Source organism: Pseudoduganella aquatica (assembly GCF_009857595.1).
Lineage (GTDB): Bacteria > Pseudomonadota > Gammaproteobacteria > Burkholderiales > Burkholderiaceae_D > Rugamonas > Rugamonas aquatica_A.
This window is the reverse complement of record NZ_WWCU01000048.1, coordinates 1-22,316: the sequence shown is the minus strand read 5'-3', so window position 1 is coordinate 22,316 and position 22,316 is coordinate 1. Positions and strand designations below refer to the sequence as shown.

General features: G+C 64.9%; 17 protein-coding genes, 1 tRNA gene and 1 pseudogene. 10 read left to right on the top strand and 9 right to left on the bottom strand.

The genetic code is table 11. The features are described 5' to 3' along the window. Positions 1-792 (bottom strand): substrate-binding periplasmic protein, encoded by a 792-nt coding sequence (locus GTP77_RS26665; RefSeq protein ID WP_161075189.1) that lies wholly within the window; start codon positions 790-792, stop codon positions 1-3. Beyond that, positions 773-1,981 (bottom strand): TIGR04552 family protein, encoded by a 1,209-nt coding sequence (locus GTP77_RS26660; RefSeq protein ID WP_161075188.1) that lies wholly within the window; start codon positions 1,979-1,981, stop codon positions 773-775. The genes GTP77_RS26665 and GTP77_RS26660 overlap by 20 nt, the downstream gene beginning before the upstream one ends. 106 nt (positions 1,982-2,087) lie before the next feature. Here GTP77_RS26660 and GTP77_RS26655 point away from each other — a divergent pair, with 106 nt between their 5' ends. Both GTP77_RS26655 and GTP77_RS26650 read left to right on the top strand, forming a co-directional pair. Further along, the gene (locus GTP77_RS26655; RefSeq protein ID WP_161075187.1) at positions 2,088-3,311 is read left to right on the top strand and encodes a sensor histidine kinase; all 1,224 of its coding nucleotides are present in this window, start codon (positions 2,088-2,090) and stop codon (positions 3,309-3,311) included. A 214-nt stretch (positions 3,312-3,525) separates the two neighbouring features. Further along, positions 3,526-6,462: a TonB-dependent receptor gene (locus GTP77_RS26650; protein WP_161075186.1), complete on the top strand. Its 2,937-nt coding sequence runs from the start codon at positions 3,526-3,528 to the stop codon at positions 6,460-6,462. Positions 6,463-6,535: 73 nt separating this feature from the next. Here the strand turns inward: GTP77_RS26650 and GTP77_RS26645 are convergent, their stop codons facing one another. Next, positions 6,536-6,979 carry a nuclear transport factor 2 family protein gene (locus GTP77_RS26645; RefSeq protein ID WP_161075185.1) on the bottom strand — a complete coding sequence of 148 codons (444 nt, stop codon included), beginning with the start codon at positions 6,977-6,979 and terminating at the stop codon, positions 6,536-6,538. Positions 6,980-7,130: 151 nt separating this feature from the next. Here GTP77_RS26645 and GTP77_RS26640 point away from each other — a divergent pair, with 151 nt between their 5' ends. The 4 genes from GTP77_RS26640 (at position 7,131) to GTP77_RS26625 (ending at position 12,371) form a co-directional block, all read left to right on the top strand. Further along, the gene (locus tag GTP77_RS26640) at positions 7,131-7,667 is read left to right on the top strand and encodes a DUF2058 domain-containing protein (protein WP_161075184.1); all 537 of its coding nucleotides are present in this window, start codon (positions 7,131-7,133) and stop codon (positions 7,665-7,667) included. Positions 7,668-7,752: 85 nt separating this feature from the next. Beyond that, positions 7,753-8,559 (top strand): hypothetical protein, encoded by an 807-nt coding sequence (locus GTP77_RS26635; protein ID WP_161075183.1) that lies wholly within the window; start codon positions 7,753-7,755, stop codon positions 8,557-8,559. Continuing rightward, a complete protein-coding gene (locus GTP77_RS26630) occupies positions 8,556-11,246 on the top strand; it encodes a hypothetical protein (protein ID WP_161075182.1) in 2,691 nt (896 codons plus the stop codon). Before GTP77_RS26635 ends, GTP77_RS26630 begins: the two co-directional genes overlap by 4 nt. A gap of 99 nt (positions 11,247-11,345) precedes the next feature. Further along, the gene (locus tag GTP77_RS26625) at positions 11,346-12,371 is read left to right on the top strand and encodes a hypothetical protein (protein ID WP_161075181.1); all 1,026 of its coding nucleotides are present in this window, start codon (positions 11,346-11,348) and stop codon (positions 12,369-12,371) included. Here the strand turns inward: GTP77_RS26625 and GTP77_RS26620 are convergent. Continuing rightward, positions 12,368-12,976 carry a cysteine hydrolase family protein gene (locus GTP77_RS26620; RefSeq protein ID WP_161075180.1) on the bottom strand — a complete coding sequence of 203 codons (609 nt, stop codon included), beginning with the start codon at positions 12,974-12,976 and terminating at the stop codon, positions 12,368-12,370. The two genes, GTP77_RS26625 and GTP77_RS26620, sit on opposite strands and share 4 nt — an antisense overlap. Positions 12,977-13,082: 106 nt before the next feature. On the opposite strand from GTP77_RS26620, the gene GTP77_RS26615 reads away from it, so the two are divergent. Further along, complete coding sequence (locus GTP77_RS26615) at positions 13,083-14,048, top strand: GlxA family transcriptional regulator (RefSeq protein ID WP_161075179.1); 966 nt, start codon at positions 13,083-13,085, stop codon at positions 14,046-14,048. A 101-nt stretch (positions 14,049-14,149) separates the two neighbouring features. Here GTP77_RS26615 and GTP77_RS26610 read toward each other — a convergent pair whose 3' ends face one another. After that, entirely contained in the window at positions 14,150-15,730 is a 1,581-nt protein-coding gene (locus GTP77_RS26610) for an isocitrate lyase (protein ID WP_161075178.1), read from the bottom strand. A 294-nt stretch (positions 15,731-16,024) separates the two neighbouring features. On the opposite strand from GTP77_RS26610, the gene GTP77_RS26605 reads away from it, so the two are divergent. Next, positions 16,025-16,957 (top strand): LysR family transcriptional regulator, encoded by a 933-nt coding sequence (locus GTP77_RS26605; protein WP_161075177.1) that lies wholly within the window; start codon positions 16,025-16,027, stop codon positions 16,955-16,957. Between the two features lie 2 nt (positions 16,958-16,959). On the opposite strand, the gene GTP77_RS26600 is transcribed toward GTP77_RS26605, so the two are convergent. Beyond that, a complete protein-coding gene (locus tag GTP77_RS26600) occupies positions 16,960-17,811 on the bottom strand; it encodes an alpha/beta fold hydrolase (protein ID WP_161075176.1) in 852 nt (283 codons plus the stop codon). 197 nt (positions 17,812-18,008) lie between these two features. Between GTP77_RS26600 and GTP77_RS26595 the strand changes: the two genes are divergently transcribed. Beyond that, a complete protein-coding gene (locus GTP77_RS26595; RefSeq protein WP_161075175.1) occupies positions 18,009-20,033 on the top strand; it encodes a M13 family metallopeptidase in 2,025 nt (674 codons plus the stop codon). A 33-nt stretch (positions 20,034-20,066) separates the two neighbouring features. Here the strand turns inward: GTP77_RS26595 and GTP77_RS26590 are convergent, their stop codons facing one another. Both GTP77_RS26590 and GTP77_RS26585 read right to left on the bottom strand, forming a co-directional pair. Continuing rightward, positions 20,067-20,834: a substrate-binding periplasmic protein gene (locus tag GTP77_RS26590; protein WP_161075174.1), complete on the bottom strand. Its 768-nt coding sequence runs from the start codon at positions 20,832-20,834 to the stop codon at positions 20,067-20,069. A 187-nt stretch (positions 20,835-21,021) separates the two neighbouring features. After that, positions 21,022-21,097, bottom strand: a tRNA-Phe gene (locus GTP77_RS26585). A 129-nt stretch (positions 21,098-21,226) separates the two neighbouring features. Between GTP77_RS26585 and GTP77_RS26580 the strand changes: the two genes are divergently transcribed. Next, positions 21,227-22,036 (top strand): substrate-binding periplasmic protein, encoded by an 810-nt coding sequence (locus GTP77_RS26580; RefSeq protein ID WP_161075173.1) that lies wholly within the window; start codon positions 21,227-21,229, stop codon positions 22,034-22,036. 172 nt (positions 22,037-22,208) lie between these two features. Here GTP77_RS26580 and GTP77_RS31305 read toward each other — a convergent pair. Further along, positions 22,209-22,316: pseudogene (locus GTP77_RS31305) on the bottom strand (IS110 family transposase); the annotation flags it as partial.

The window sequence follows — 22,316 nt, the reverse complement described above, 5'->3', positions numbered from 1 at the left end:
TTAGTCTTCCTTGTAGCTGGCGTAGATTTTTTGCAGCTCGCCGCGCTCGGCCAGCTTGCGTAGCGCCTGCCGCAGCTGCTCGGTGGCGGGAGGCGGCAGCGAAGGTGACACAGCGAAATACAGAGTCTCCTCGCTGAACACGGTGGGCAATAGCCTTATCATGCCCTTTAACTGTTCGTCTGCGATATAGCGCCGCAGCGCACTCTCCGTGTGATAGTAGAAGCGGCCGCGCTTGTTGAGCAGCTTGCGCAGATTGACGTCGGTGTCGCGGCTGGTGGCGTCTACGCGCAGCCCCTTCTCATGCTGCAGCTTGCTCTCGTGCGCCGTGCCTTTGGAGACGATGATCACGTTGTCCGGTCCCAGCTTGCGGATGTCGTCCAGCGAATTGACCACCACCTGGTCGTCGGCGCGCACGGCGATGGTGTGGCGCACGGTGTAGACCGGAATGTCGATGAAGCCGAACCTGGCTTCGCGCGCGCTGGTGCGTATCAGCGCGCAAAACGCGTCCAGCTGGCCTTCCGCCAGCGCCGATTCGATGCGCGGCAGCGACATGGGCTGGGTCCAGCCGCTGAAGTGCAGCGCGGGGTCGGTTCGTTCCAGCGCCTTGATCACGTCCACGCAGATGCCCTTGCGCTTGGCGCGCAGTTCGTACTTGAGGGTGTTGTTGTCCTGCGCCGCCGTGCGCAGCACCAGCGGGCCGGCGTGCGCCGGGCCGGCCAGGCAGACCAGCGCGGCCAGGGCCACGCGGCAACGGGCCGCCAGGCGGGCCGGATCAGGCCATGACGGCGGCATCGTGGCTCTCCATCCAGCGCAGCAGTTCGCGGCCGAACACGCGCGTGCGCGCCGTCTCCACTTGCCGCCGCTTGTAGGCTTCGTGGCTGGCGGGGCCGCTCAGGCTGAGGTCATGGCTGGCCTTGTCCATCAGCTGGATCTCGTACTCGAAGAAGAAACCCACGTCGTAGTCGGGCTCCACCGATTCTTGCGCGGCTGCGTCCTGCGCGGCGAAGATGGGCAGGCTGCTGCCGCCTGCGTCGTCGGCGTGCAGATGTATCATCTTGCGCACCGTCACCTGGATGCTGCTGAAGCCTTCGCCGCTGTGCGGATTGTCGCTCCGGGTCTGCTGCTCCGAGCGCGCCAGCAGCTCGTCGTCCATGCGCAGCAGCAGCTGGGCCGGATACTGCTCGCTGCGCTCCAGCATGGGCCGGTATTTGCAGAACACCTCCTTGGCCGCCTCCATGTCCAGCAGCGTGTTGCGGGTGCGCTGCGAATCGACATTGGTCACCGACAGCAGGTGCGCGCGCTGCAGGGTTTGCAGGGCCAGCAGGCATTCGAAGCGGGTGTTGAAGATCATGCGCACGCCCAGGTGGTCGTACACGTCCGCCGCCAGGTAGGCCGCCTTCTGCAGCAGCTTGAGCAGGATGCTGTTGCGGCCCTTGTTGTTCTTGCGGTCGAAATGCAGCAGCGGCAAGCAGGTGTCGCCGTGCGTGAGGAAGTAGTGGCCGTCCTCGCAGCGTATCACCTCGTCCAGCGAGGCGAACACCTGCTCGCGGATGGTGTTGAAGTGGCGCAGCTTGAGATTGTTGTCGATGTAGAAGATGCCGTGCATGACCTTGAGCACCGCGCACGACCACATGCGCAGCGCGTCCGCGTGCATGCCGCGCCGCGAGGCGTACACCAGCAGCTGCAGCGGATCGTCCGGGTTGCGCACTTCATGCGGGATCAGCGCCTCCTGTCCGGGCTCCAGGAAGGTGCAGGCGATGAAGGCCACCGCCTCGCGGTGGGCGCGCGCGATCACGGCGGGCGCGGCCGGCTGTTCCAGGTCGAAGCCGTATTCCAGCACGAACTGGCGCGCGTCGTGCAGATTGCGCAGCGCCAGCGCGCCCAGGTCGATGGCGGACACGCCGCTGGCGATCGCGTTGAGGTAGCCCCAGTTCAGCGAGAATTTGTGCGCGCACTTGAGTGAAGCATGCAGTTCAGTCATGTCCTCGACCATCACCACTATCCGATAAGCAAGTATCCCCCTGTGCCGGGCAACGGTCAATCGGGGCCTGTCCTGCGTTGCAATTTGATCGCGGCGGCAGGCCGGCGTGCTGCGCCGCAGCACGCCGGGCGCGCAGGTTCAAGCGGGCGTCGGCCGCCCGTTCCCGGCGCTATACTCGCTCATGGCTTCGAATCTGACAGGCACGACGGACCCTGGCCAGCCCGGTCTGGCGCCGGCCACGCGCGCCCTGCTGGATTGCCGCGACGAGGTGGTGAGGGCCTGGATGGACACGGTGCGGGCCGAGTTGAGCAAGGCGGTGCCGCTGCATATCTCCATCCTCGGCAATACCCTGCCCGCCATTGTCGATACGCTGGCCCTGCTGCTGACCGAAAGCGAGCGCGAGCATGCCATATGCGACCTGCTGTCCCTGGCCACCGAGCATGGGGGCGAACGCGCGCGCCTGACGCCCTACGACATCACCACCCTGATCCACGAAATGCAGCTGTTCAAGCGCGTGCTGTTTGCCCGCATGGAGCAGGCGGGCACGCCGCTCGATCTACAGCAGCGCGCGCTGATCGCCAGCAGCATCGACAATATGATGCGCGACAGCGCCAATGCCTTTTCCGCCGTGCAGGCGGCGCTGCGCGAGCAGTTCGTGGCGGCCATTACGCACGACCTGCGCACGCCGCTGTCGAACGCGCGCATGGCCGCCGAGCTGATCGAACGTATCGCCGGCAGCGACGACGTGCGCCAGCTGGCCCAGACCATTTTGCGCAGCGCGGCCCGGATCGACACCATGACGCGCGAACTGCTGGACCGCATTGTGTTCGGCGGCTGCGGCAAGCTGGCCCTGCGCATCAGCGAATTCGACCTGGCCGAGCTGGCGCGCGAAGTGGCGGGCGCCATCGCTTCGGGCGGACGCGTGCAGCTGGAGCTGCCGCCGCAGCCGCTGCTCGGCCACTGGTGCCGCGATTCGCTGCGGCGCGCCGTGGAGAACCTGGTCGGCAACGCCATCAAGTACGGCCGCCCCGATGCGCCGGTGCAAGTGTCTGTCGGCGTGCTGTTCGAGCGCGTCAAGATTGCGGTGCACAACGAGGGCGAACCCATCGCGCCCGAGGACTGCGAGAGCATCTTCCAGCTCTACCGCCGCGCCGCGCACGCCAAGGACGCGGCGCAGGGCTGGGGCGTGGGCCTGCCGTTCGCGCGCAAGGTGGCCGAGGCGCACGGCGGCAGCATCGTTGTGGCAAGCAACCAACAGGATGGCACCACCTTTGTCATCGACATTCCGCGCGACGCCCGGCCCCACCAAGGGGCGCCCACGGTCGCCTGACGGGAAGCCAATCAATCAGCTGATCAATCAGCAGACCAGTCAGTTGCTCAACTCCGTGACTATTTGTGCCGGCCGTGTTGCGGGCGAAATGAATCCGCATATGATCGAAATCGCGTTGGGACGCGCGCTTCATTTCCAAACAAATAAATCACAAGGAAGCAATATGACTAGCCGGCACAGTAGCACCCCTCATCTTCCCGCTTTGAAACCCACCTTGATCGCCCTGGCGGTATTTTCGCTAGCCACCTCGCTGCAAGCGCAGGCCCAGGACAGCGCCAAGGACAAGCCCGACGACAACGTGGTGGTCGTGACCGGCTTTCGCGCCAGCCTGAACAGCGCGCTGAACACCAAGAAAAACAGCGACGGCATCGTCGACGTGATCAAGGCGGAAGACATCGCCAAGTTCCCCGACGCCAACCTGGCCGAATCGCTGCAGCGCGTGCCGGGCGTATCGCTCACGCGCGGCGACGGCGGCGAGGGCAAGCAGATTACCGTGCGCGGCCTGAACGCGGGCTTTACGCGCGTGCGCATCAACGGCATCGAGGGCGTGACCGCAACCGGCGCCTCCGATATCAACGGCAGCACTAACCGCGGCCGCGGCTTCGACTTTTCCGTGTTCGCCTCGGAGCTGTTCAACAGCCTGGAAGTGCGCAAGACTTCCGAGGCCAGCGTGGAAGAAGGCTCGCTGGGCGCCACTGTCGACTTGCGCACCGCTCGCCCCTTCGACTTCAAGGGCCAGACCTTCAGCCTGGGCGGCCAGGAATCGTGGAACGGCCTGTCGCGCAAGGCCGAGCCGCGCGTGACCGCGCTGTACTCGGACCGCTGGGAAACCCCGATCGGCAAGATAGGCGCGCTGGCCTCGGTGGCTTATTCCAAGCGTACCGTGCAGGAAGAGGGCTACGAGGCAGTTGAACTGCTGAGCGCCAGCCAGGACGGCGGCTTCTGCTCGCCGCTCGGCTATGCACCGCAAAACCCGGTCAACACCCCGTCCAAGGGCATCACCGCCACCGCCTGCGGCACCGGCGTGCCGCGCACCTCCAACCTGGCCGCCTACAACGACGTGATGGGCCGCCTGGACAACTACGGCGGCACCGTGGCCAGCCCGGCCGCCGGCTCGGGCGCCTTCGCGCCGCGCATTCCGCGCTACCGCCGTTCGCTCACCAACTACGAGCGCACCGGCATCACCGCGTCCGCGCAATGGCGTCCGGACACCAAGACCGAACTGAACCTGGACTTCATGGGCGGCAAGTTCGTCAACGACCGCTACGACAACTACATCTCCGCCATCTCCTTCGGCCGCACGCTGGGCCAGTCCAACGGCAAGCCGCAGTCTTCCATCCTGGACGCGCACTTCGACGCCAACGGCAGCTGGGACTACGGCAAGTTCAACGCGGTGGACATCCGCACCGAAGGCCTGCTCGACAAGTACACCACCTTGTTCCGCCAGAACGTGCTGTCCGGCAGCCGCGAGATCACCGACCGCCTCAAGGTGGACTTCCTGACCGGCATCTCGAACTCCGACCTGGACGAGCCGATGCGCGCCACGGTGCAGTTCGACACGCCCAACGTGGACGGCTTCTCCTTCGATTTCCGCAACAACCGCAACGTGCCGACGTTGAACTTCGGCATGGACGTGGCCAACCCCAGCCTGTTCACCTTCGCGCCGCAGGAAGCGGACGGCACCTTCCACGGCCAGTTCGTGGGCCGCTACCTGCACACCAAGAACAAGCTGCGCACCAACGCCGTCAACGCCAGCTTCGAGCTGAACGACAACCTTACGCTGCGCGGCGGCCTGTCGAACCGCAAGAACACTTGGACCAACGTGGAGATCGGTTCGGGCGGCAACGGCCTGGCGCTGCCGGCCGGCACCACCATGGCCAGCATCACGCGCCAGATCAGCGGCTTCGGCCGTGGCCTGGGCGGCAGCGGCGTGCCCACCTCGTGGGTGGCGGTGGACCTGGACAAGTTCCGCCAGATCTACGACATCGAATGCCACTGCTCGAAAGTGCCGGGGTCCGAGTACAACCTGCTGGGCCAGGCCAACCGCGGCGTGGAAGAGGGCATCAACGCGCTGTACGGTTCGGTCGACTTCAAGTACGACGTCGGCCCGGTCGGCCTGCGCGGCAATGTGGGCGTGCGCGGTGCGGAAACCAAGGCCACCTCGTTCGCGCTGATCAACGCCAACGGCGTGCTCACGCCGGCCACGGTGGAACACAAATACCGCGACGTGCTGCCGGCGCTGAACGTGACCGCCTCGCTGCCGCAAGACGTGCTGCTGCGCTTCTCGGCCGGCAAGACGCTGTCGCGTCCGGAGTACACCGACCTGGCGCCGTCGGCTACGCTGTCCACGCAGAACCAGTCGGTCACCATCGGCAATCCCAACCTGGACCCGATCCGCGCGCGCACCTATGACCTGCAGGCCGAGTGGTACTACGCCAAGAACGCGCTGCTGTCGGTGGGCTACTTCCGCAAGGAGATCAACACCTTCATCCAGGGCGTCTCCGAGCGCGCCGTGTTCTCCTCGCTGGGCCTGCCTGACTCCGTGCTGATCGGCGGCGGCTGCAGCATCACCGGCGGCACCCCTGCCTGCCCGACGCTGCCGGACACCATCGTCACCGTGGGCCGCAAGGTCAACACGCCGGGCGGTCCGTTGAACGGCTTTGAAGTGAACCTGCAAGCGCCGTTCAGCTTCCTGCCCGCCGGCTGGAACAACTTCGGCCTGCTGGCCAACTACACCCACGTCGATTCGAAGATCACCTACGTGACCCGGGTGGACAACCCGAACACGCCGGCCAACGAGTTGCTGAGCAAGACCGCCAACTTCACCGGCCTGTCGCCGAACGCGCACAACATCACGCTGTTCTACGAAGATCCGAAGTTCAGCGCGCGGGTCTCGGCGGCGCACCGTTCGGCCTATCTGCTGAACGTGCTGGGCGACGTGGCGGGGCATGACTTCACGGTGGTGGACGGTTCGACCAATATCGACTTCAGCCTGTCCTACAACATCACGCCGAAACTGCGCGTGAGCCTGGAAGGCCAGAACCTGACCGACACCCCGCTGCGCTACGGCCGCGACCTGCAGCGCAACGACACGCTGCTCTACGTCCACTCCGGCCGTACCTTCGTGCTGGGCCTGACCTACAAGTACTGATCTAAAAGCGCTGATGTAGACCGGGCGATATGCGCCCCTGCGGATGGCTTCCCATCCGCAGGGCCGCACGCGTTTAGTGGTGCAGCTGCGCCGCGCTGGCGGCTTGGCCGGGCTGGTCGGCGTGCAGGGCGCGTTCGGCGCCTGCGGTGTCGTAATAGGACTGGAAGCGCGCCACCTTACCGTCGCGCAAGTTGAACACGTGGACCCAGGGGCTGTCGTAGCTGCGGCCGGTGTTCCTGGCCATCCAGGTGGCCGTGCCGGTCACCACTACCTGATCCCCTTCGGCAATGAACTGCTGCGGTACGAAGCTGAGCGCCTTCACCGACGCGTCCAGCTTGTGGAAGAACTGCGCGATTTCGGCCTTGCCATGGAAACAGCCGGCGAAGGGTACGAATTCGGATTCGGGACTGAGCCACTCGGCGTCGTCGTGGTAGCGCTCGAGCAGCTTGCGGATGTCGCCGGTCTGGAACAGGCGATAACCTTCCATGACCAGTTGCTTGTTTTCCTGTATGCCCATGACATACCTCCTGATAGGTCGGCAGTCCGACAGCAGTCGCGGATGGTCATGCCGCAGAGAGCCGATCTTTTAAGCCTAGTGCCGGCCCGGCGGAAGTCAAGGACGGCGCCAAGGTTTGCTATGCTAGCGTCTTTCGCACGGAGTTTAGATTATGGTTTCATTGGCAGATCAACTGCTCAAAGCCGGCCTGGTGGACAAGAAGAAGGTCAAAGTCGTCAACCAGGACAAGAGCAAACAGAAGAAGGAAGATCGCCGCACCGGCACCGAGAGCGTGGACGAGGCGCGCCTGGCCGCGCAGGAAATCCAGCGCAAGCAGGCCGAACGCGCGCGCGAACTGAACGCCCAGCGCGACGCGGCCGCCGCGCAGAAAGCCATTCAGGCGCAGATCGCGCAGATGGTGCAGCAGAACCGCCAGAACAAGGGCAAGGGCGACGTGCCCTACAACTTCACCTTCGGCACCAAGATCGAGCGCATCTATGTGTCGCCCGAGGTGCAGGCCCACCTGGTCGCCGGCCGCCTGGTGATCGTGTGCCTGAACGGCGCCGTGGAACTGGTGCCGCGCGTGATCGCCGACAAGATCGCCGAGCGCGACGAATCCATCGTGGTGCGCGTGAAACAGGCCAGCACCGAAGTCGATGAGGACGATCCTTACGCCGCCTTCAAGATTCCTGATGATCTGATGTGGTAAAGCCTTACCCCGGCAAGCGCACTTGTAGTAATATCAACATTCTGAACGGCATGTTCAGGATAGTGTGCATTGTCGGGGGAGGCCTATGCTCGTCATACGAAACACCCAGCTCGAAGCGTTCGGACCGCTGCTGCGCCAGCGTTTTGAACACGAGCTTGCCGCCAGGCTGGTGGCTTCCTATCCCCGCGAGTGCCGGCAGGCCGGCGGCGCGGACCAGATCCTGCTGCTGGTCCGCCAGGGCGTCCAGGCTGCCGCGGCCCAAGGCTACACCAGCAAGCGCCAGGCCGGCATCTATGTCGCACTGACCTTCATCCTCGGCGTGGATTTCGCCAGCGACCCGCAACTGCCCTGGGTGGCCGACTATCTGGACGAACAGGCCATCGCCGACCCCACCGTGCGGCTGGAGCAGCTGTTTTCCGCCACCCTGGACTACCTTGCCGCCACCGCCGGCAGCGACGGCCAGCGCGTGGTGCGCGCCATGCTGCGCATGCGCGCCTTCGACCTCGCAGCGGCGCCGCGCCGCACCGGCGAGGCCTGGATCAGCGACGTGGCCGCCATCTTCCAGCAGTTCTATCCCGAAAAATACCGCCACCAGGGCGACGCGCTGATGCGCCGCGTGATCTGGTCCGGCCGTCGCCGCGCCAAACAGTATGGCCTGGCCGCGCCGGCGGGCGTGTTCGTATTCCTGGAGCTGATGTTCATGCTGGGCAGCGGCTTCGACCATGATCCCCTCCACCCATGGGCCGCCGCCATCCTGAACGACGAGCGCATAGCCGGCGAAGCGGAACGCACCGAGCGGCTGTATGCGGCGGCGATGGCGCACCTGGCGCAGTCGCTGTCCGGCCAGGACCACGAACAGGACCACGAACCACAACAGGAGCGCGCCGCATGAGCGGAAAAAGCACAAACCAGGCGGCGGCGCTGGACAAGCAGATGCAAAAGGACGGCGACGGCGCGGTGGACGGCTCCGCCCAGCCTTGCCCCAAGGCCCAGCGGCCCACGCTGCTCGCCAAAGTGACGTGCGACGTGGACGGCCCCAAGACCATCCACGCCACCGTGAACGGCGTAGGGCAGAAGGCCAGCAAGGCCAAGACCGGCATTGCCGATTTCGGCGCGGTGCAGCCCGGCACCTACACGGTCAGCGTAGGGACCATCCTGGCGCCGGACGACAAGGACTACGTGATACTGCCCGGCTCCACCAGCACGGTGACGCTGGGACCGGGCGACAAGCAGACCATCGACCTGAAGGTGGACAAGAAGAACATCGTCACGCCCAAGCTGGAGCTGGAATACAAGGTGGTCATGCTGGACCGGGGCCTGGGCGAGCTGCAGGAAGCCAGCCAGCCCAAGCTGCTGCCGGACCCGACCTATGTGGAGCTGTCCTTCAGCGAATCGAACAAGACCTATCCCTATCCCGGCGGCGGAAAATTCAGCTGCACGCCGGCGAATGTGGACGTGTTTCTCGATGCCGCCTGCACGCAGAAGCTGACCGCCGACCTGACACCCCAGCAGCTGGCGCCGGACACCAAGCTCAAGCTCTACCTGCGCGGTACCAAGGCGGGCAAGTTCAAAGCCAAGCTGGAGCTGACCGACCCGAACCTGCCCGGCGTGCGGCTGGACGAGCCGGCCACCGAGGCCATGGGCGTGGTGGAGCTGGAAATGGTGGTGCACCAGCACAGCCGCGAGAAACTGCTGAAGCTGGATGGCAAGCCGGACGATGCGGACGCGCTGGAGTCGCTCAAGCTGCCCAAGCAAAAGGCCATGGACGACGCGGGCAAGGTCACCAAAATGGGCCGCCTGCTGCACGCGCAGGACAGCGGAAGTTTTTCCCGCGCCAGGCTGCTCATCAAAAAATACACCAAGAAGCACTGGCCGGACGGCACTGACGACTACGAAATCGTGTTGACGACAACGGCCGCCAGCGGCGGGCTGGCCATCCACACCAAGGAATGGGACGACGAGCTGAAGGATCCCGTCAAGATCCGCGTGGCGGATCTGAAGGCGAAGGAGCACGAGTTCTGGGTGGAGGGCGGCAGCGCCACCAATGCCCTGCTGGACGCGAAGCTGGACCTGGGCATGGACCGGGCCGACGGCGGCCTGGCCAAGACCGCCAAGCGCCACGGCGACTGGGCCGGCTTCACCGTGGTGAAAATCGACGAGGTCAAGGTGGACTACCAGGCGCCAGCCAGCGGCCCGGCCTGGGACGCGGCGCAAAAGCGCTTCTACATCAACCTGCAGCAGGACACGGACGGCCGCAAAGTCACCATAGGCGCCAAGCTCAGCGTGGCGCTGGCGGACGTGGAGCTGCACGTCATGCTGGCGCCGGACAAGGACAACCGCAAGCAGGCCAACTGGAATGTGGACATGCCCAAGAGCTGGAAGTGGAAGGATATTTCCTCCAGCCTGAAGCACCTGGACAAGGTGAAATACAAGAAATACCTGCACTTGTCGGCCAAGACGGACGCCACCGGCTACGCAAAAGTGGAAGTGATCCTGTCGCGCTTCGGCGGCGACAAATTCCAGCCCGCGGCCTACATAGAACAGGACCCGCACCTGGCCAAGTATGTGGACGGCCACGGCGAACTGGAGAAGCGCAAGCCGGTGCTGGCCAAGGACGACAGCATCACCGTCTGGCGCAAGGTGTGGTACCAGTTGAGCAAGGCCGCCGGCTTTAATCCGCCGGCGGCGGACGTCACCAAGAGCGCTTACGAAGAGGTCTACACCGAACTGGTGCTCGACAAGATCAAGGACTTCGACGTGGGCTCGGCGCCGGCGCAGACCTTTTACCCGCAATACATGCTGGACATGAACAGCACGTCGACCACCCTGGTGGCCAATATCGGCAGCTACAACAAGCTGGCGCTGTCGGCCCGGCTCGACACGCAGCCCGACCAGCCGGTCAAGCGCCATTTGATGGTGTGCGCCTACCAATGCGATCCGGGCGGTACGGCCTTGGGCCAGAGCGACCCCGTCGAAAGCGATATGTCGGGCCAGTATATCGATATCGACGTCAGCAGCGAGCTGTATGTGGTCGACCCTGAAATGGAGAACGGCGGCCCGATGGCCACGTCGATCTACTGGTACCGCGATTCCGATTCAACCAGGGTTCCCATTCCGGCGAACGAGGCGCGGGTGGCCAAGCCGCGCCAGACTCCCGGACACATCCAGGTGCGGCTGCCGGCCATTGTGCCGCCTCCTTCGGCCGCCGATGCGGTGTATGTGGTGGCGCGCTGCCATACGGCCGAAGACTTTCTGGGCGAAAGTTTCGGCGTCAGGCATACGCTGGCGGTGTACGATCCCACGGAGAATGACGATTATTTCGATACTATCACCCATGAGTTCGGCCACTCCTTCAACCAGACGCCGCGCCCGGGCAAGCAACCCAAGTCGCTGCCCAAGCATCCCAAGCAGAAGGACAAGGGGCAGGGCAACCACTGCCGGGTGAATGGCGGCAAGGCAGGCAAGAAAATCAAGTACGAGTGCGTGATGTACGATGCCGGACCGATGAAATGGGGCATCCATAAATTCTGCCCCAAGTGCCAGCCTTATGTGCTGGCGGAAGATTTCCACAGACCTTGAGCGGCGGGATGCAGCATGCGAATTTTTTTGCGGAACCGCGCCATGGCGGTGGCGCTCGTGGCGGTGGCCGCCATGTCAACTTCTTCTGGGGCAGCGAATATGCAGCAACACAGTGACCTTGCAGCCAGCCTGGTGCGCTTGCCGGATGCCGATTTCTACCACCTGGACGACGCCAGGCTGGGCGCGCTGCAGGAGCAGATGATCACCATGGGCCGTTACGAAGGCATGGTGATCGGCATGCCTGCGGTGGCGGACACCGCGCGGGGGGAAACGCTGCCGCTGCTGTGGGCGGTCCGCGCCACCAATTTGCGCAACTGGCGCGTGGTGGGCAAGCGCAACAGCGCACTGGTGGTGAGCGACCTGCTGACCGGCAAGGTCAGCGTGCAGGATGCGTATTTCGGCCCCAAGAAACAGAACTTGCGCGGCATGCCCATGTCGGCCGAAGGCGATCCCGCAGCACGGCCCGCGCCGCGCGGCGCCACCGTCAGCACCCGCGTGCTGGATGTGCGCGGCATCGTCAATTTGCCATGGCAGCCGGGACGCTATGCGGTGACCATGCTGATGCACGACTGGAAGTCCAATACCGCCACCGTCCAGCTGCTGCGCGGTGGCGCAGGCGTGGGCGACGCCGCGCTGCGGGCCTTGCGCTGGCCGGACAGCGAGGCGGCCGGCCTGGCGAATAAACCGGCGCCGCCGGCCGAATGGCAGGCGAAAGCGGATGCGCTGGCCGGTCCGGGCATGGTGCTGGAACTGGTCCCGGCGGACGGCGCCGGCGCGCCGCGTTCGCTGCTGCGCGGCGCGGCCAGAGTGGCGCTGGCGCCGGGCAATCTCGCGGCGGACGGCAAAGGGCCGGTGCAGGCGGTGTTGCGCATCACCCTGCTGGTGGCCAGCATCGACCAGGCCAAGCCGCGCAAGACCGAGCTGCTGGTGCCGGTGCTGGGCCGCGCGGCGCTGAAGGCGGGCGACGTGGTGCCAGTCGCGTTCGAGGCGCAGCTGGAAGCGGCGCTGCGCGAGACGCTGCCGCCGGCCACTTACCAGGTCTATGCGGTGGCCAACGACGTGGTGGCGGGGCCGCTCGAGCTGGCCATTGCGCCGTCCGCGCGGCCGGCGCAGGCGTCGCCTTAAGCCAGCGGCAGCTCCAGCACCTGGTTCGTGCTCATGACGGCACCGAAGGCGTCCGCGATGGCGGCCAGCGCCGCGCGGTGCAGGGCCGCATGCGGCAGCTCGCCGCCCGGCGTGTCCAGGCTGCGCGTGGCGCAGGCGTCCTCCGGCACGATCACGCCATAGCCCAGCGGCACCGCGTCGCGCGCCGCGCCGGTCACGCACATATGGGTCATCAGGCCCGTCACGATCAGCGTTTTCACGCCGGCCGCTTTCAGGCGCTGGTCCAGGTCCGTGCCCTGGAAGGCGCTGACCTGCGTCTTCTGCACCACCGCGTGATTGGCGCCGGGCTGCAGCTCGCTGTGGAAGCGCACCGTGTCGCCGTCCTGCGCAAAGATGGGGCTGCCCGCCGGGGTGACGTGCTGGATATGGAAGACCGGCATGCCGGCCCGGTCCGCATGCGCAATCAGGCGTTGCGTGTTGCGCAGCGCGCTCATGCCGTCCGGTATCAGCATCTTGCCGCTGAAGTACTCGTTCTGGAAGTCGATCACCAGCAGGGCCGTGCTGGCTGCGGCGATGGACTGCGGGGCGCTGGCGCCGGACAGGGTGCGGATGGTGGGATGGTTCATGGTGTTCTCCTGTTTGGTTGATGTGGACTGGCGACAGGAAGCAGTATCCGGCCGGCGCGCCGCCCGCGAAAGCGGCCCGCAGGACAACATGTGATAGGATCGGGCCATGTCTCATGTCCAGCCTCATACCGTCGCCATACTCGCCTTCGAGGGCATCAGCCCCTTCCATTTGTCCGTGCCCTGCATGGTGTTCGGCGACGACCTGGCGCGCCTGGGCGTGCCGCGCTACGAGCTGCTGGTGTGCGCCGAGCAGGCCGGGCTGGTTGCCACCATGTCCGGCTTCAGCATCGCCGTGCCGCACGGACTGGACGCGCTGGAGCGGGCGGACACCGTCATCGTGCCCGCCTGGGGCGACCCCGAACAAGCGCCGTCGCCCGCCTTGCTGCAAGCCTTGCGCGCCGCGCACGCGCGGGGCGCGCGGGTGGTGGGCCTGTGCCTGGGCGCCTTCGTGCTGGCCGAAGCCGGCCTGCTGGACGGCCGCAGCGCCTCCACGCACTGGGTCTGGAGCGAGGACTTTGCGCGCAAATACCCCAAGGTCAGGCTGGACCAGAAAGTGCTGTACGTGGACGAGGGCGACATCCTCACCTCGGCCGGCACCGCCGCCGCCATCGACTGCTGTTTGCACCTGCTGCGCAGCGACCACGGCGCGGAAGTGGCCAACCGCGTGGCGCGGCGCATGGTGGTGGCGCCGCACCGCGACGGCGGCCAGGCCCAGTACATCGAACAGCCGCTGCCCAAGGGCGGCAGCGGCGACCCGCTGGACGCGGTGCTGGCCTGGGCGCAGGCCCACCTGGACCAGCCGCTCTGCCTGGACAAGCTGGCCGAGCGCGCCGCCATGAGCCGGCGCAACTTCACGCGCCGCTTCAAGGCCCGCACCGGCGCCACGGTGGCGCAATGGCTGCTGAACCACCGCTTGGCCGCCGCCCAGCGCCTGCTGGAGACCGGCGAGCTGGCCATGGACCGCGTGGCCGAGCTGGCGGGCTTCGGTTCCACCGTGTCGCTGCGCCAGCAGTTCAGCGCCGCGTTCTCGCTCTCGCCCGCCGCCTACCGCAAACAGTTCCGCCCCAAATAATGGACGCCCCAAAAAACAAGCCCCCGCGCTGGATACAGCGCGGGGGCTTGCGACCGGTTGCCTTGTGGGCGAGGGTAAAACGGCTTACTGCTTAAAACTGCTTAGAACTGGTTCATGGTGTTGTCTTTGCCGGCGGCTTTCAGGGCCGCTTCGCCGCTGAAGTAGTCCTTATGGTCGTCGCCGATGTCCGAGCCGGACATGTTCTGGTGCTTGACGCAGGCGATGCCCTGGCGGATTTCCTTGCGCTGCACGCCGGCCACGTAGCCCAGCATGCCTTGCTCGCCGAAGTATTCCTTGGCCAGGTTGTCGGTCGACAGCGCGGCGGTGTGGTAGGTCGGCAGCGTGATCAGGTGGTGGAAGATGCCCGCTTCGCGCGCCGCGTCGGCCTGGAAGGTGCGGATCTTCTCGTCGGCCGTGATGGCCAGTTCGGTCTGGTCGTATTCCACGCTCATCAGCTTGCTGCGCTCGTAGGAGGACACGTCCTTGCCGGCTTCCTTCATCGCGTCGTACACCTGCTGGCGGAAGTTCAGGGTCCAGTTGAACGACGGGCTGTTGTTGTACACCAGCTTGGCGTTCGGGATGACCTTGCGGATTTCGCTGACCATGCCGCCGATCTGGGCGATGTGCGGTTTTTCGGTTTCGATCCACAGCAGGTCGGCGCCGTTCTGCAGGGCGGTCACGCAGTCGAGCACGCAGCGCGCTTCGCCGGTGCCGGCGCGGAACTGGAACAGATTGCTCGGCAGGCGCTTCGGACGCAGCAGCTGGTTGCCGCGCTTGATGACCACGTCGCCATTGCCCAGCGCGTCGGCCGACACTTCGTCGCAGTCGAGGAAGGCGTTGTACTGGTCGCCCAGGTCGCCCGGCTTGGCGGTCACGGCGATCTGCTTGGTCAGGCCGGCGCCCAGGGAGTCGGTGCGGGCCACGATGATGCCGTCGTCCACGCCCAGTTCCAGGAAGGCGTAGCGGATGGCGCGGATCTTGGCCAGGAAGTCCTCGTGCGGCACGGTGACCTTGCCGTCCTGGTGGCCGCACTGCTTCTCGTCCGACACCTGGTTCTCGATCTGGATGCAGCAGGCGCCCGCTTCGATGAACTGCTTGGCCAGCAGGTAGGTCGCCTCGGCGTTGCCGAAGCCGGCGTCGATGTCGGCGATGATAGGCACGACGTGGGTGATGTGGTTGTCGATCTTGGCCTGGATGGCGGCCTTGGCGGCGCCGTCGGCGGCGTCCAGCTCGCGGAACAGGCCGCCCAGTTCACGGGCGTCGGCCTGGCGCAGGAAGGTGTACAGCTCTTTGATCAGCGCCGAGACGGCGGTTTTTTCGTGCATGGACTGGTCCGGCAGCGGGCCGAACTCCGAGCGCAGCGCGGCGACCATCCAGCCGGACAGGTAGAGGTAGCGGCGGTCGGTGCTGTTGAAGTGCTTCTTGATGGAGATCATCTTCTGCTGGCCGATAAAACCGTGCCAGCAGCCCAGCGATTGCGTGTACTTGGACGGGTCCTGGTCATAGGCGGCCATGTCGGCGCGCATGATCTTGGCGGTGTACTTGGCGATGTCCAGGCCGGTCTTGAACTTGTTCTGGGCGCGCATGCGGGCGGCCGATTCCGGGTTGATCGCATTCCAGGCGCTGCCTTGCTGTTCTTTCAGGGCGCCGATGGCGTTGATGTCGTCTTGGTACTGGGACATGAGAATCTCCTAGGTGGTAAGGCAAGTAGTAGGGCAAATAAATAATGCAAAAAAGTGAAACCGCATGCATTAATAGTAGGCCTTTTTATTGCGGCGCAACAGGGTCTTATATAAGACATATAAGTAAAATTAATTCCTTATTTTTCAATTACTTATTTGCAGTATTTTGCTATGCGAAATAAATTTTCAAAAAATGGAATACGCCGTGCTGCGTTTTTTTGCGCAGGATCCCATGATGTGGAATGCCTTTTCGGCTCATGAATAAACAGCATACCGCTGGGGTAAAATGATTGCATGATCGACATCAATGAACCGGATTTCCGCCGCCTGGACCTGAATCTGCTGCTGGTGTTCACCGCTTTGTTGCGTGAACGCAGCGTTACCAGGGCGGCGCAGCGGCTTTATTTGGGCCAGCCTGCCGTCAGCGCGGCGCTGTCGCGGCTGCGCGCCTTCACCGGCGACGAGCTGTTCGTACGCACGCCGTCCGGCATGGCGCCCACCGCGCGCGCGCTGGCGCTGGCGGAGGCGGTCAAGCCGGCGCTGGAGAGCCTGAGCCTGGCCCTGTTCGCGCCGGCCGGCTTCGATCCTGCCAGCAGCACGCGCTGCTTCACGCTGGGTATGTTCGATATCGGGGAGGTGACGCTGGCGCCGGCCCTGCTGGCGCGCATGGAGCAGGCGGGGCAGGGCATGCGGCTGGCGCTCAAGCCGGCCGACCGCAACAACAGCGCCCAGCTGCTGGAGAGCGGCGCGATCGACCTGGCGCTGGCGGATTTTGCGGCGGTGCCGAGCTGGCTGCGCAGCGTGCCTTTATATAGCGAGCAGTTCGCCTGCATCTTCGATCCGCGCCTGGTGCCGGCGGCGCTGCCGATTTCGCTGGAGGACTACCTGGCCTATCCGCACCTGCTGACATCCTTCAGCGGCGGCTTTTCCGGTTTTGTGGACGAGGTGCTGGCGAAGCAGGGACGGTCGCGGCGCGTGGTGATGGCCACGTCGCGCTTCACCACGCTGCCCTTTGTACTGGGGGCTTTCCCTTCGCTGGCCACCTTGCCGCTGCGGGCGGCGCGGGTGTATGCGGCGCGGCTGCAGCTGGCCATCAGCCCGCTGCCGTTTGCCTTGCCGGACGTGGACCTGTCGCTGGCCTGGCATGCGCGCCACGAGAACGACGCCGGCCACGCCTGGTTCCGCGAGCTGGTGGCCAGCGTGATCACCGGCTCGCAGGAACGCTGACCTTATTTGGCGGCCAGGCGCAGGAAGTCCTTGATGTACTGCGCCGACAGCTCAGGGTACTGGTGCTGCGGTCCGTGGCCCGATTCGGCCAGCATGATGAACTGGGCGCGCGGGATCTGCCCCAGCAGCGGATACCAGTTGGCGGACGGCGTGCTGATGTCGTTGCTGCCGCCCAGTATCAGCATCGGCGTAGTGCTTTGCGCGAGCCGAGCGCGGCGGCCCTTGGCGTCCGCGTGGGCGGTGCGGGCCGCGCCCAGGAAGGCCATGAACTCGTCCATCGTGGCGGGAATCTTCTCCGTCACGCCGCCGCGCGCATGGATGCGCTCGTGGGACGCTTTCGCCGCCGCCATGCTGCGCGCAGATTTTGGTTCGAAGAACAGCACTTCCTCGTCCGCCAGGTCGTTCACTGGCTTCAAGGCGCGGTCCAGGAAGGCCTGCTGGATGGGCAGCGCGTTCTCGCCGACCGGGTTGGCGCCGATGATGACGGCGTGCGTCACGAGTTCCGGATGCTCCACCACCATGGTCTGCGCCACAAAGCCGCCCCAGCTCCAGCCGCCCATGGCGAACTTGTCCAGGCCCAGCTGGGCGGCCAGGGCTGCCACGATGTTGGCCACGTCGCTCATGTCGGCCGGCAGCTTGCCGCTGGAATAGCCCACGCCGGGGTAGTCGAAGGTGATGACCGTGTGTGCGGCGGCCAGGCCATCGAGGAACAGCGGGTCCCAGGTGTCCAGCGTGCCGCGCATGCGGTTGGCCAGCACCAGCGGGCTGCCGCTGCCGATCTTGCGGTAGGCGATGCTGTCGCCGTTGATGGTGGCGAACTGGGTGGCGGCCTGGTCTGCGGCATAGGTGCTCATGGTATGTCCTTTCGGTTGGTTTGCTGCGGAAGGCGCAGCGCATGAGTACAAGATAGGCCTGCTGCGTGAATCATTCAAATTGATTGGTTGAATTTTGAATATCGACACCATCAATGTTACGTGTTTGTATCTGCCGCCCCCGCGCCGCAGACGCTGGGGCATACTGCTCATCTGTTGAATTTTGATGGAGGCAGCACATGAAACGCACCACCTTGGCCGCACTGGTATGGGCACTGGCCAGTTCCCACGCGTACGCGGCAGCGCCGCTGGCAGGCATCGACACTGCGGCGGCTGACAAGGCTGTGAGGACGCAGGATGACTTCTACCGCGCGTCGCAAGGAAAATGGCTGAACGACGTGGCCATTCCCGCCGACCGCGCCACCTGGGGCGCCTTCAACGAGGCGCAGGAAAAGGTCGAAGGGCAGGTGCGCTCCATCATAGAAAAAGCGGAGCAGGACAAGGCCCGCAAGAACGGTTCGGACGAGCAGAAGATAGGCGACTACTACGCCAGCTTCATGAACGAAGCCCTGCGCAACGCCCAGGGCCTGAAGCCGCTGCAAGGCGAGCTGGCCAAGGTGGCCGCGCTGTCCAGCAAGGACGGCATTGCCGCGCTGGCCGCGCACTTCAACCGCATCGACGCCACCGCCCCCATCGACATGGGCGTGCGCCAGGACGCCAAGGATTCCACCCGCTACGTGCTCGGCATTTCGCAGTCCGGCCTGGGCCTGCCCAACCGCGACTACTTCCTGTCCGATAAGGATGCGCGCCTGAGCGACATCCGCGGCAAATACCAGCAGCACGTGCAGAAGCTGCTGGCGCTGGCCGGCCACGCCGACGCGGCGGCCGAAGCGGAGCAGATCATTGCGCTGGAAACCGGTATCGCCGGCGCGCACTGGACCGCCGTGGAGCGCCGCGATCCGGTCAAGGGCTACAACAAGCTGACGCTGGCCCAGCTCAAGGCGCTGATGCCCAATTTCGACTGGGCCGCCTACATGCAGGGCGCCGGCGTGGCCGGCAAGGCGGACAGCGTCATCGTCGGCCAGCCGAGCTACCTGGAAGGGCTGGACAAGCTGATCGTCTCCACCCCGCTGCCGGTATGGAAAGCCTACTTCACCTTCCACCTGCTGAGCGCCTACGCGCCTTACCTGTCGCAGGAATTCGCCGCCGAGAGCTTTGCCTTCCGGGGCGCCATCCTGGCCGGCACCAAGGAACAGCGCCCGCTGCAAAGCCGCGCCATTGTGGAAGTGAACCGCTCGCTGGGCGAAATGGTGGGCAAGGCCTACGTCAAGGAATACTTCCCGCCCGAGCGCAAGAAGCAGGTTGAAGACATGGCGCAGAACTTCATCGCCGCCTTCCGCGAAGGGATCGAGTCGCTGGAGTGGATGAGCAAGGAAACCAAGCAGCAGGCGCAGATCAAGCTGTCCAAGATCAGCGTGAAGGTCGGCTACCCCGACCAGTGGCGCGACTACGGCAGCCTGGCCATCAAGCGCGACGACCTGGTGGGCAACGTCATGCGCGCGCGCGTCTTCGCCAACGAGATCAATATGAACCGCCTCGGCAAGCCGGTGGACCGCAAGGTGTGGGGCATGACGCCGCAGACCGTGAACGCCTACTACAACGCCTCGCTGAACGAAGTGGTGTTCCCGGCCGCGCGCCTGCAATTCCCGCTGTACGACCCGAACGCCGAACCGGCGGTCAACTACGGCGCGGTGGGCATCTCCATCGGCCACGAAATCAGCCACGCCTTTGACGACAAGGGCTCGCAGTTCGACGGCGACGGCAACCTGCGCAACTGGTGGACCAAGGAAGACGGCGAGAAGTTCGCCGCGCGCGGCAAGATGCTGGTGGCGCAGTACGGCGCCTACAGCCCGGTTCCCGGCTACCACCTGAACGGCGAACTGACGCTGGGCGAAAACATCGCCGACAACGCCGGCCTGGTCATGGCCACGCGCGCCTACCGCATCTACATGAAGGGCCAGCCCGGTCCGGTAATCGACGGCTACACGGCGGAGCAGCGCCTGTTCATGGGCATGGCCCAGGCCCGCCGCGGCAAGTCGCGCGAAGCCAACGCCATCGCGCAGGTCAAGTCCGACCCGCACTCGCCGCCGGAATTCCGCGTGAACGGCAGCGTGAAGAACCACCCGGACTTCTACCGCGTGTTCGACGTGAAGGAAGGCGACAAGATGTATTTGCCGCCCGAGCAGCGCGTCATCTTCTGGTAGGCGCTTGCCGGCGGATGGGGACGCGGCAGACGGTCATTGGCTGCGCGGCAAGAGCCGCGCGGATGTCGGCTGTGGCGGACTCAGTGCGGCATTGAAACGCTTAAGCACGTCGTCGCTGACCGATTTGCTGCACATCAGGTGGCGCTGAAATCCCGGAGGCATGTCGGGCAGATCAACCACTTGCAGCTGGCCCGCCTCGACCCGTCCGTTACGGACGTAATACTGGAAGCCGTCCCTGGGCACAAAGGTCAGGTCGGCGCGCCCTGCGGCGATCATTTTTAACAGTTGTCCCATGTTGCCGGTGCTTATCTGGCGCTTCGCGCGCATGGTGGCCATTTTTTGTTCCAGGTAGTCTCCATAAAAGAAACTCTGCTTGACCAGCACGTTGATGCGGCTATTTGCCAGCAAGGCTTGCAGCGTGGCCGTGGCCGGACTCCGCCAGTTGGCCGGCGCCACCACTACCCAAGGGGCGTCCTGGCGGACCATGTCGCTGAATTTGGCATAGCTTGCGCGCTCCGGATTCTTGATCCAGCCCACCGAGCAGACCGGTCCTGCGTTTTGCTTGAGTACTGCCAATTGCCGAGATGCGGGCACGATCTCCATCACCACTGCTATGCCGGCTTTTCGAAAAGCCGCCAACGTAAGGTCGACCACGGTGCCGCTGATGGCGCCATCCGGCGAGACCACCATGTAGGGAGGGAGTTCCACGATCTGGAGCTGAAGCGGCTCGGCCTGGCTCCAGGCGAGCGCCGGGAGCAGCAGCAAGGCCTGTGTCAGCCACAAGGAGGACGCGCGTTTCATGGGGGCAGGGTTCCTATTTCCGCAAGGCTATTGTGGAATATTACGGAATTTTTGCCAGAGTGAATGCGCTTGTGGCGACAGTCGCCGTTCTTCTGGCGACATCGGCGATGCTGCCAAAAATAGACGGGCCGGAGGTTTTTGGGCCAGTAATAAAAACGCCACCCGAAGGTGGCGTTCTTTGAATTCTTGGTGGCCCGGGGCGGAATCGAACCACCGACACAAGGATTTTCAATCCTCTGCTCTACCAACTGAGCTACCAGGCCAAGAGCCCGCAATTATACAAACCCAAAACGGTTTTGCCAAGCCCCTTGTTGTGATGATATTTTGATATCTGAAAAAGCCATTCTTGCCCACCGCAGCGACGGCGGGAAGACGTAGGTAGAATGGGACACATGCTTAAATCCCTGCCCATAGTCACCCTGCTGGCCGCAGCGCTGCTGCCTCAGCCAGCTGTGGCAGGCTGTTCGCGCATCATCAAAGTGCCGGCTGCCCCCACGGGGCAGAGCGTGATCGTGCAGGGCGGTAAAGTCTCCGGCGTTATTCCGGACACGCTGCGCGAGCTGGGCGCCAAGGCCGGCTGCACCTTCGAGTTTCCCGTCATGCCGCGCGCCCGCATGGCTTTCCAGTTTCTTGAGTCCGGCCGGGCCGACGTGATGGTGCCCGCTTCGCGCAGCGCCGAACGCGACCTGCGCGCCACCTTTGTGCCGATGATGAAGTGGAAAGTGGAGCTGATCACGCTGAAGGCGCGCAAGATCAAGGCGCGCAGCGTGCCGGCGCTGCTGGCGCAGAAAAAGCTGCGCGGCGTGGCGGTGCGCTCCTATGTGTTCGGCGACGAGTACAACGCGCTGCTGCGCCAGCTCGAGCTGGAGCGCCGCATCGACTACGCCGACGACCTGGCCGCCGTGGGCCGCCTGCTCAAGGCCGGCCGTGTGGACTTCAGCGTGATGGCGCCGTCCATCTTCATGTCCACCCTGAGCGAGGATCCGGCCGCGCGCGAGCTGCTGCCGCAGCTGCACTACCAGCCCATGGACGGCTTGCCGATGACGGAGAGCGGCGCTTACGTGTCGCGGCGCTCGCTGCCCGCCGCCGACCAGCAGGCCCTGCGCGACCTGCTGGCCGACTCGGCCAAGGGCACGCTGTGGCGCTACTTCCAGCAGTACTACCCGCCCGACATGCTCAGGTTCGCGGTGGTGCCGCACTGACAATGGCTGTGGCGGAGCTTGGCGGGTTACGCTGCGCTAACCCGCCCTACGGTGTCCAATCCGCCGCCACCGTTATCGGACCACGGCATGGTGTCCCATCCGCCGCCGTCATTGGGCCGCGCCACGGTGTTCCGATTGGGGGGGCGTTATCGAGTAGATACTGTTATGCCGGTCAAGCGTTTTGAAGCTCCTGATTGAATGGTTTGCCAGATTTTAAGACGCCGAAAGCAACGTGGACGAGCTTGCGCATCATGGCGCCGATCACCAGCTTGGCCGGCTT

Bases quoted from the DNA above. Each gene is read 5' to 3' on its own strand.
- GTP77_RS26640 (WP_161075184.1), top strand. From the start codon at position 7,131: ATGGTTTCATTGGCAGATCAACTGCTCAAAGCCGGCCTGGTGGACAAG.
- GTP77_RS26580 (WP_161075173.1), top strand. From the start codon at position 21,227: ATGCTTAAATCCCTGCCCATAGTCACCCTGCTGGCCGCAGCGCTGCTG.
- GTP77_RS26660 (WP_161075188.1), bottom strand. From the start codon at position 1,981: ATGACTGAACTGCATGCTTCACTCAAGTGCGCGCACAAATTCTCGCTG.
- GTP77_RS26645 (WP_161075185.1), bottom strand. From the start codon at position 6,979: ATGGGCATACAGGAAAACAAGCAACTGGTCATGGAAGGTTATCGCCTG.
- GTP77_RS26635 (WP_161075183.1), top strand. From the start codon at position 7,753: ATGCTCGTCATACGAAACACCCAGCTCGAAGCGTTCGGACCGCTGCTG.
- GTP77_RS26630 (WP_161075182.1), top strand. From the start codon at position 8,556: ATGAGCGGAAAAAGCACAAACCAGGCGGCGGCGCTGGACAAGCAGATG.
- GTP77_RS26625 (WP_161075181.1), top strand. From the start codon at position 11,346: ATGCAGCAACACAGTGACCTTGCAGCCAGCCTGGTGCGCTTGCCGGAT.
- GTP77_RS26605 (WP_161075177.1), top strand. From the start codon at position 16,025: ATGATCGACATCAATGAACCGGATTTCCGCCGCCTGGACCTGAATCTG.
- GTP77_RS26595 (WP_161075175.1), top strand. From the start codon at position 18,009: ATGAAACGCACCACCTTGGCCGCACTGGTATGGGCACTGGCCAGTTCC.
- GTP77_RS26665 (WP_161075189.1), bottom strand. From the start codon at position 792: ATGCCGCCGTCATGGCCTGATCCGGCCCGCCTGGCGGCCCGTTGCCGC.
- GTP77_RS26590 (WP_161075174.1), bottom strand. From the start codon at position 20,834: ATGAAACGCGCGTCCTCCTTGTGGCTGACACAGGCCTTGCTGCTGCTC.
- GTP77_RS26600 (WP_161075176.1), bottom strand. From the start codon at position 17,811: ATGAGCACCTATGCCGCAGACCAGGCCGCCACCCAGTTCGCCACCATC.
- GTP77_RS26620 (WP_161075180.1), bottom strand. From the start codon at position 12,976: ATGAACCATCCCACCATCCGCACCCTGTCCGGCGCCAGCGCCCCGCAG.
- GTP77_RS26615 (WP_161075179.1), top strand. From the start codon at position 13,083: ATGTCTCATGTCCAGCCTCATACCGTCGCCATACTCGCCTTCGAGGGC.
- GTP77_RS26610 (WP_161075178.1), bottom strand. From the start codon at position 15,730: ATGTCCCAGTACCAAGACGACATCAACGCCATCGGCGCCCTGAAAGAA.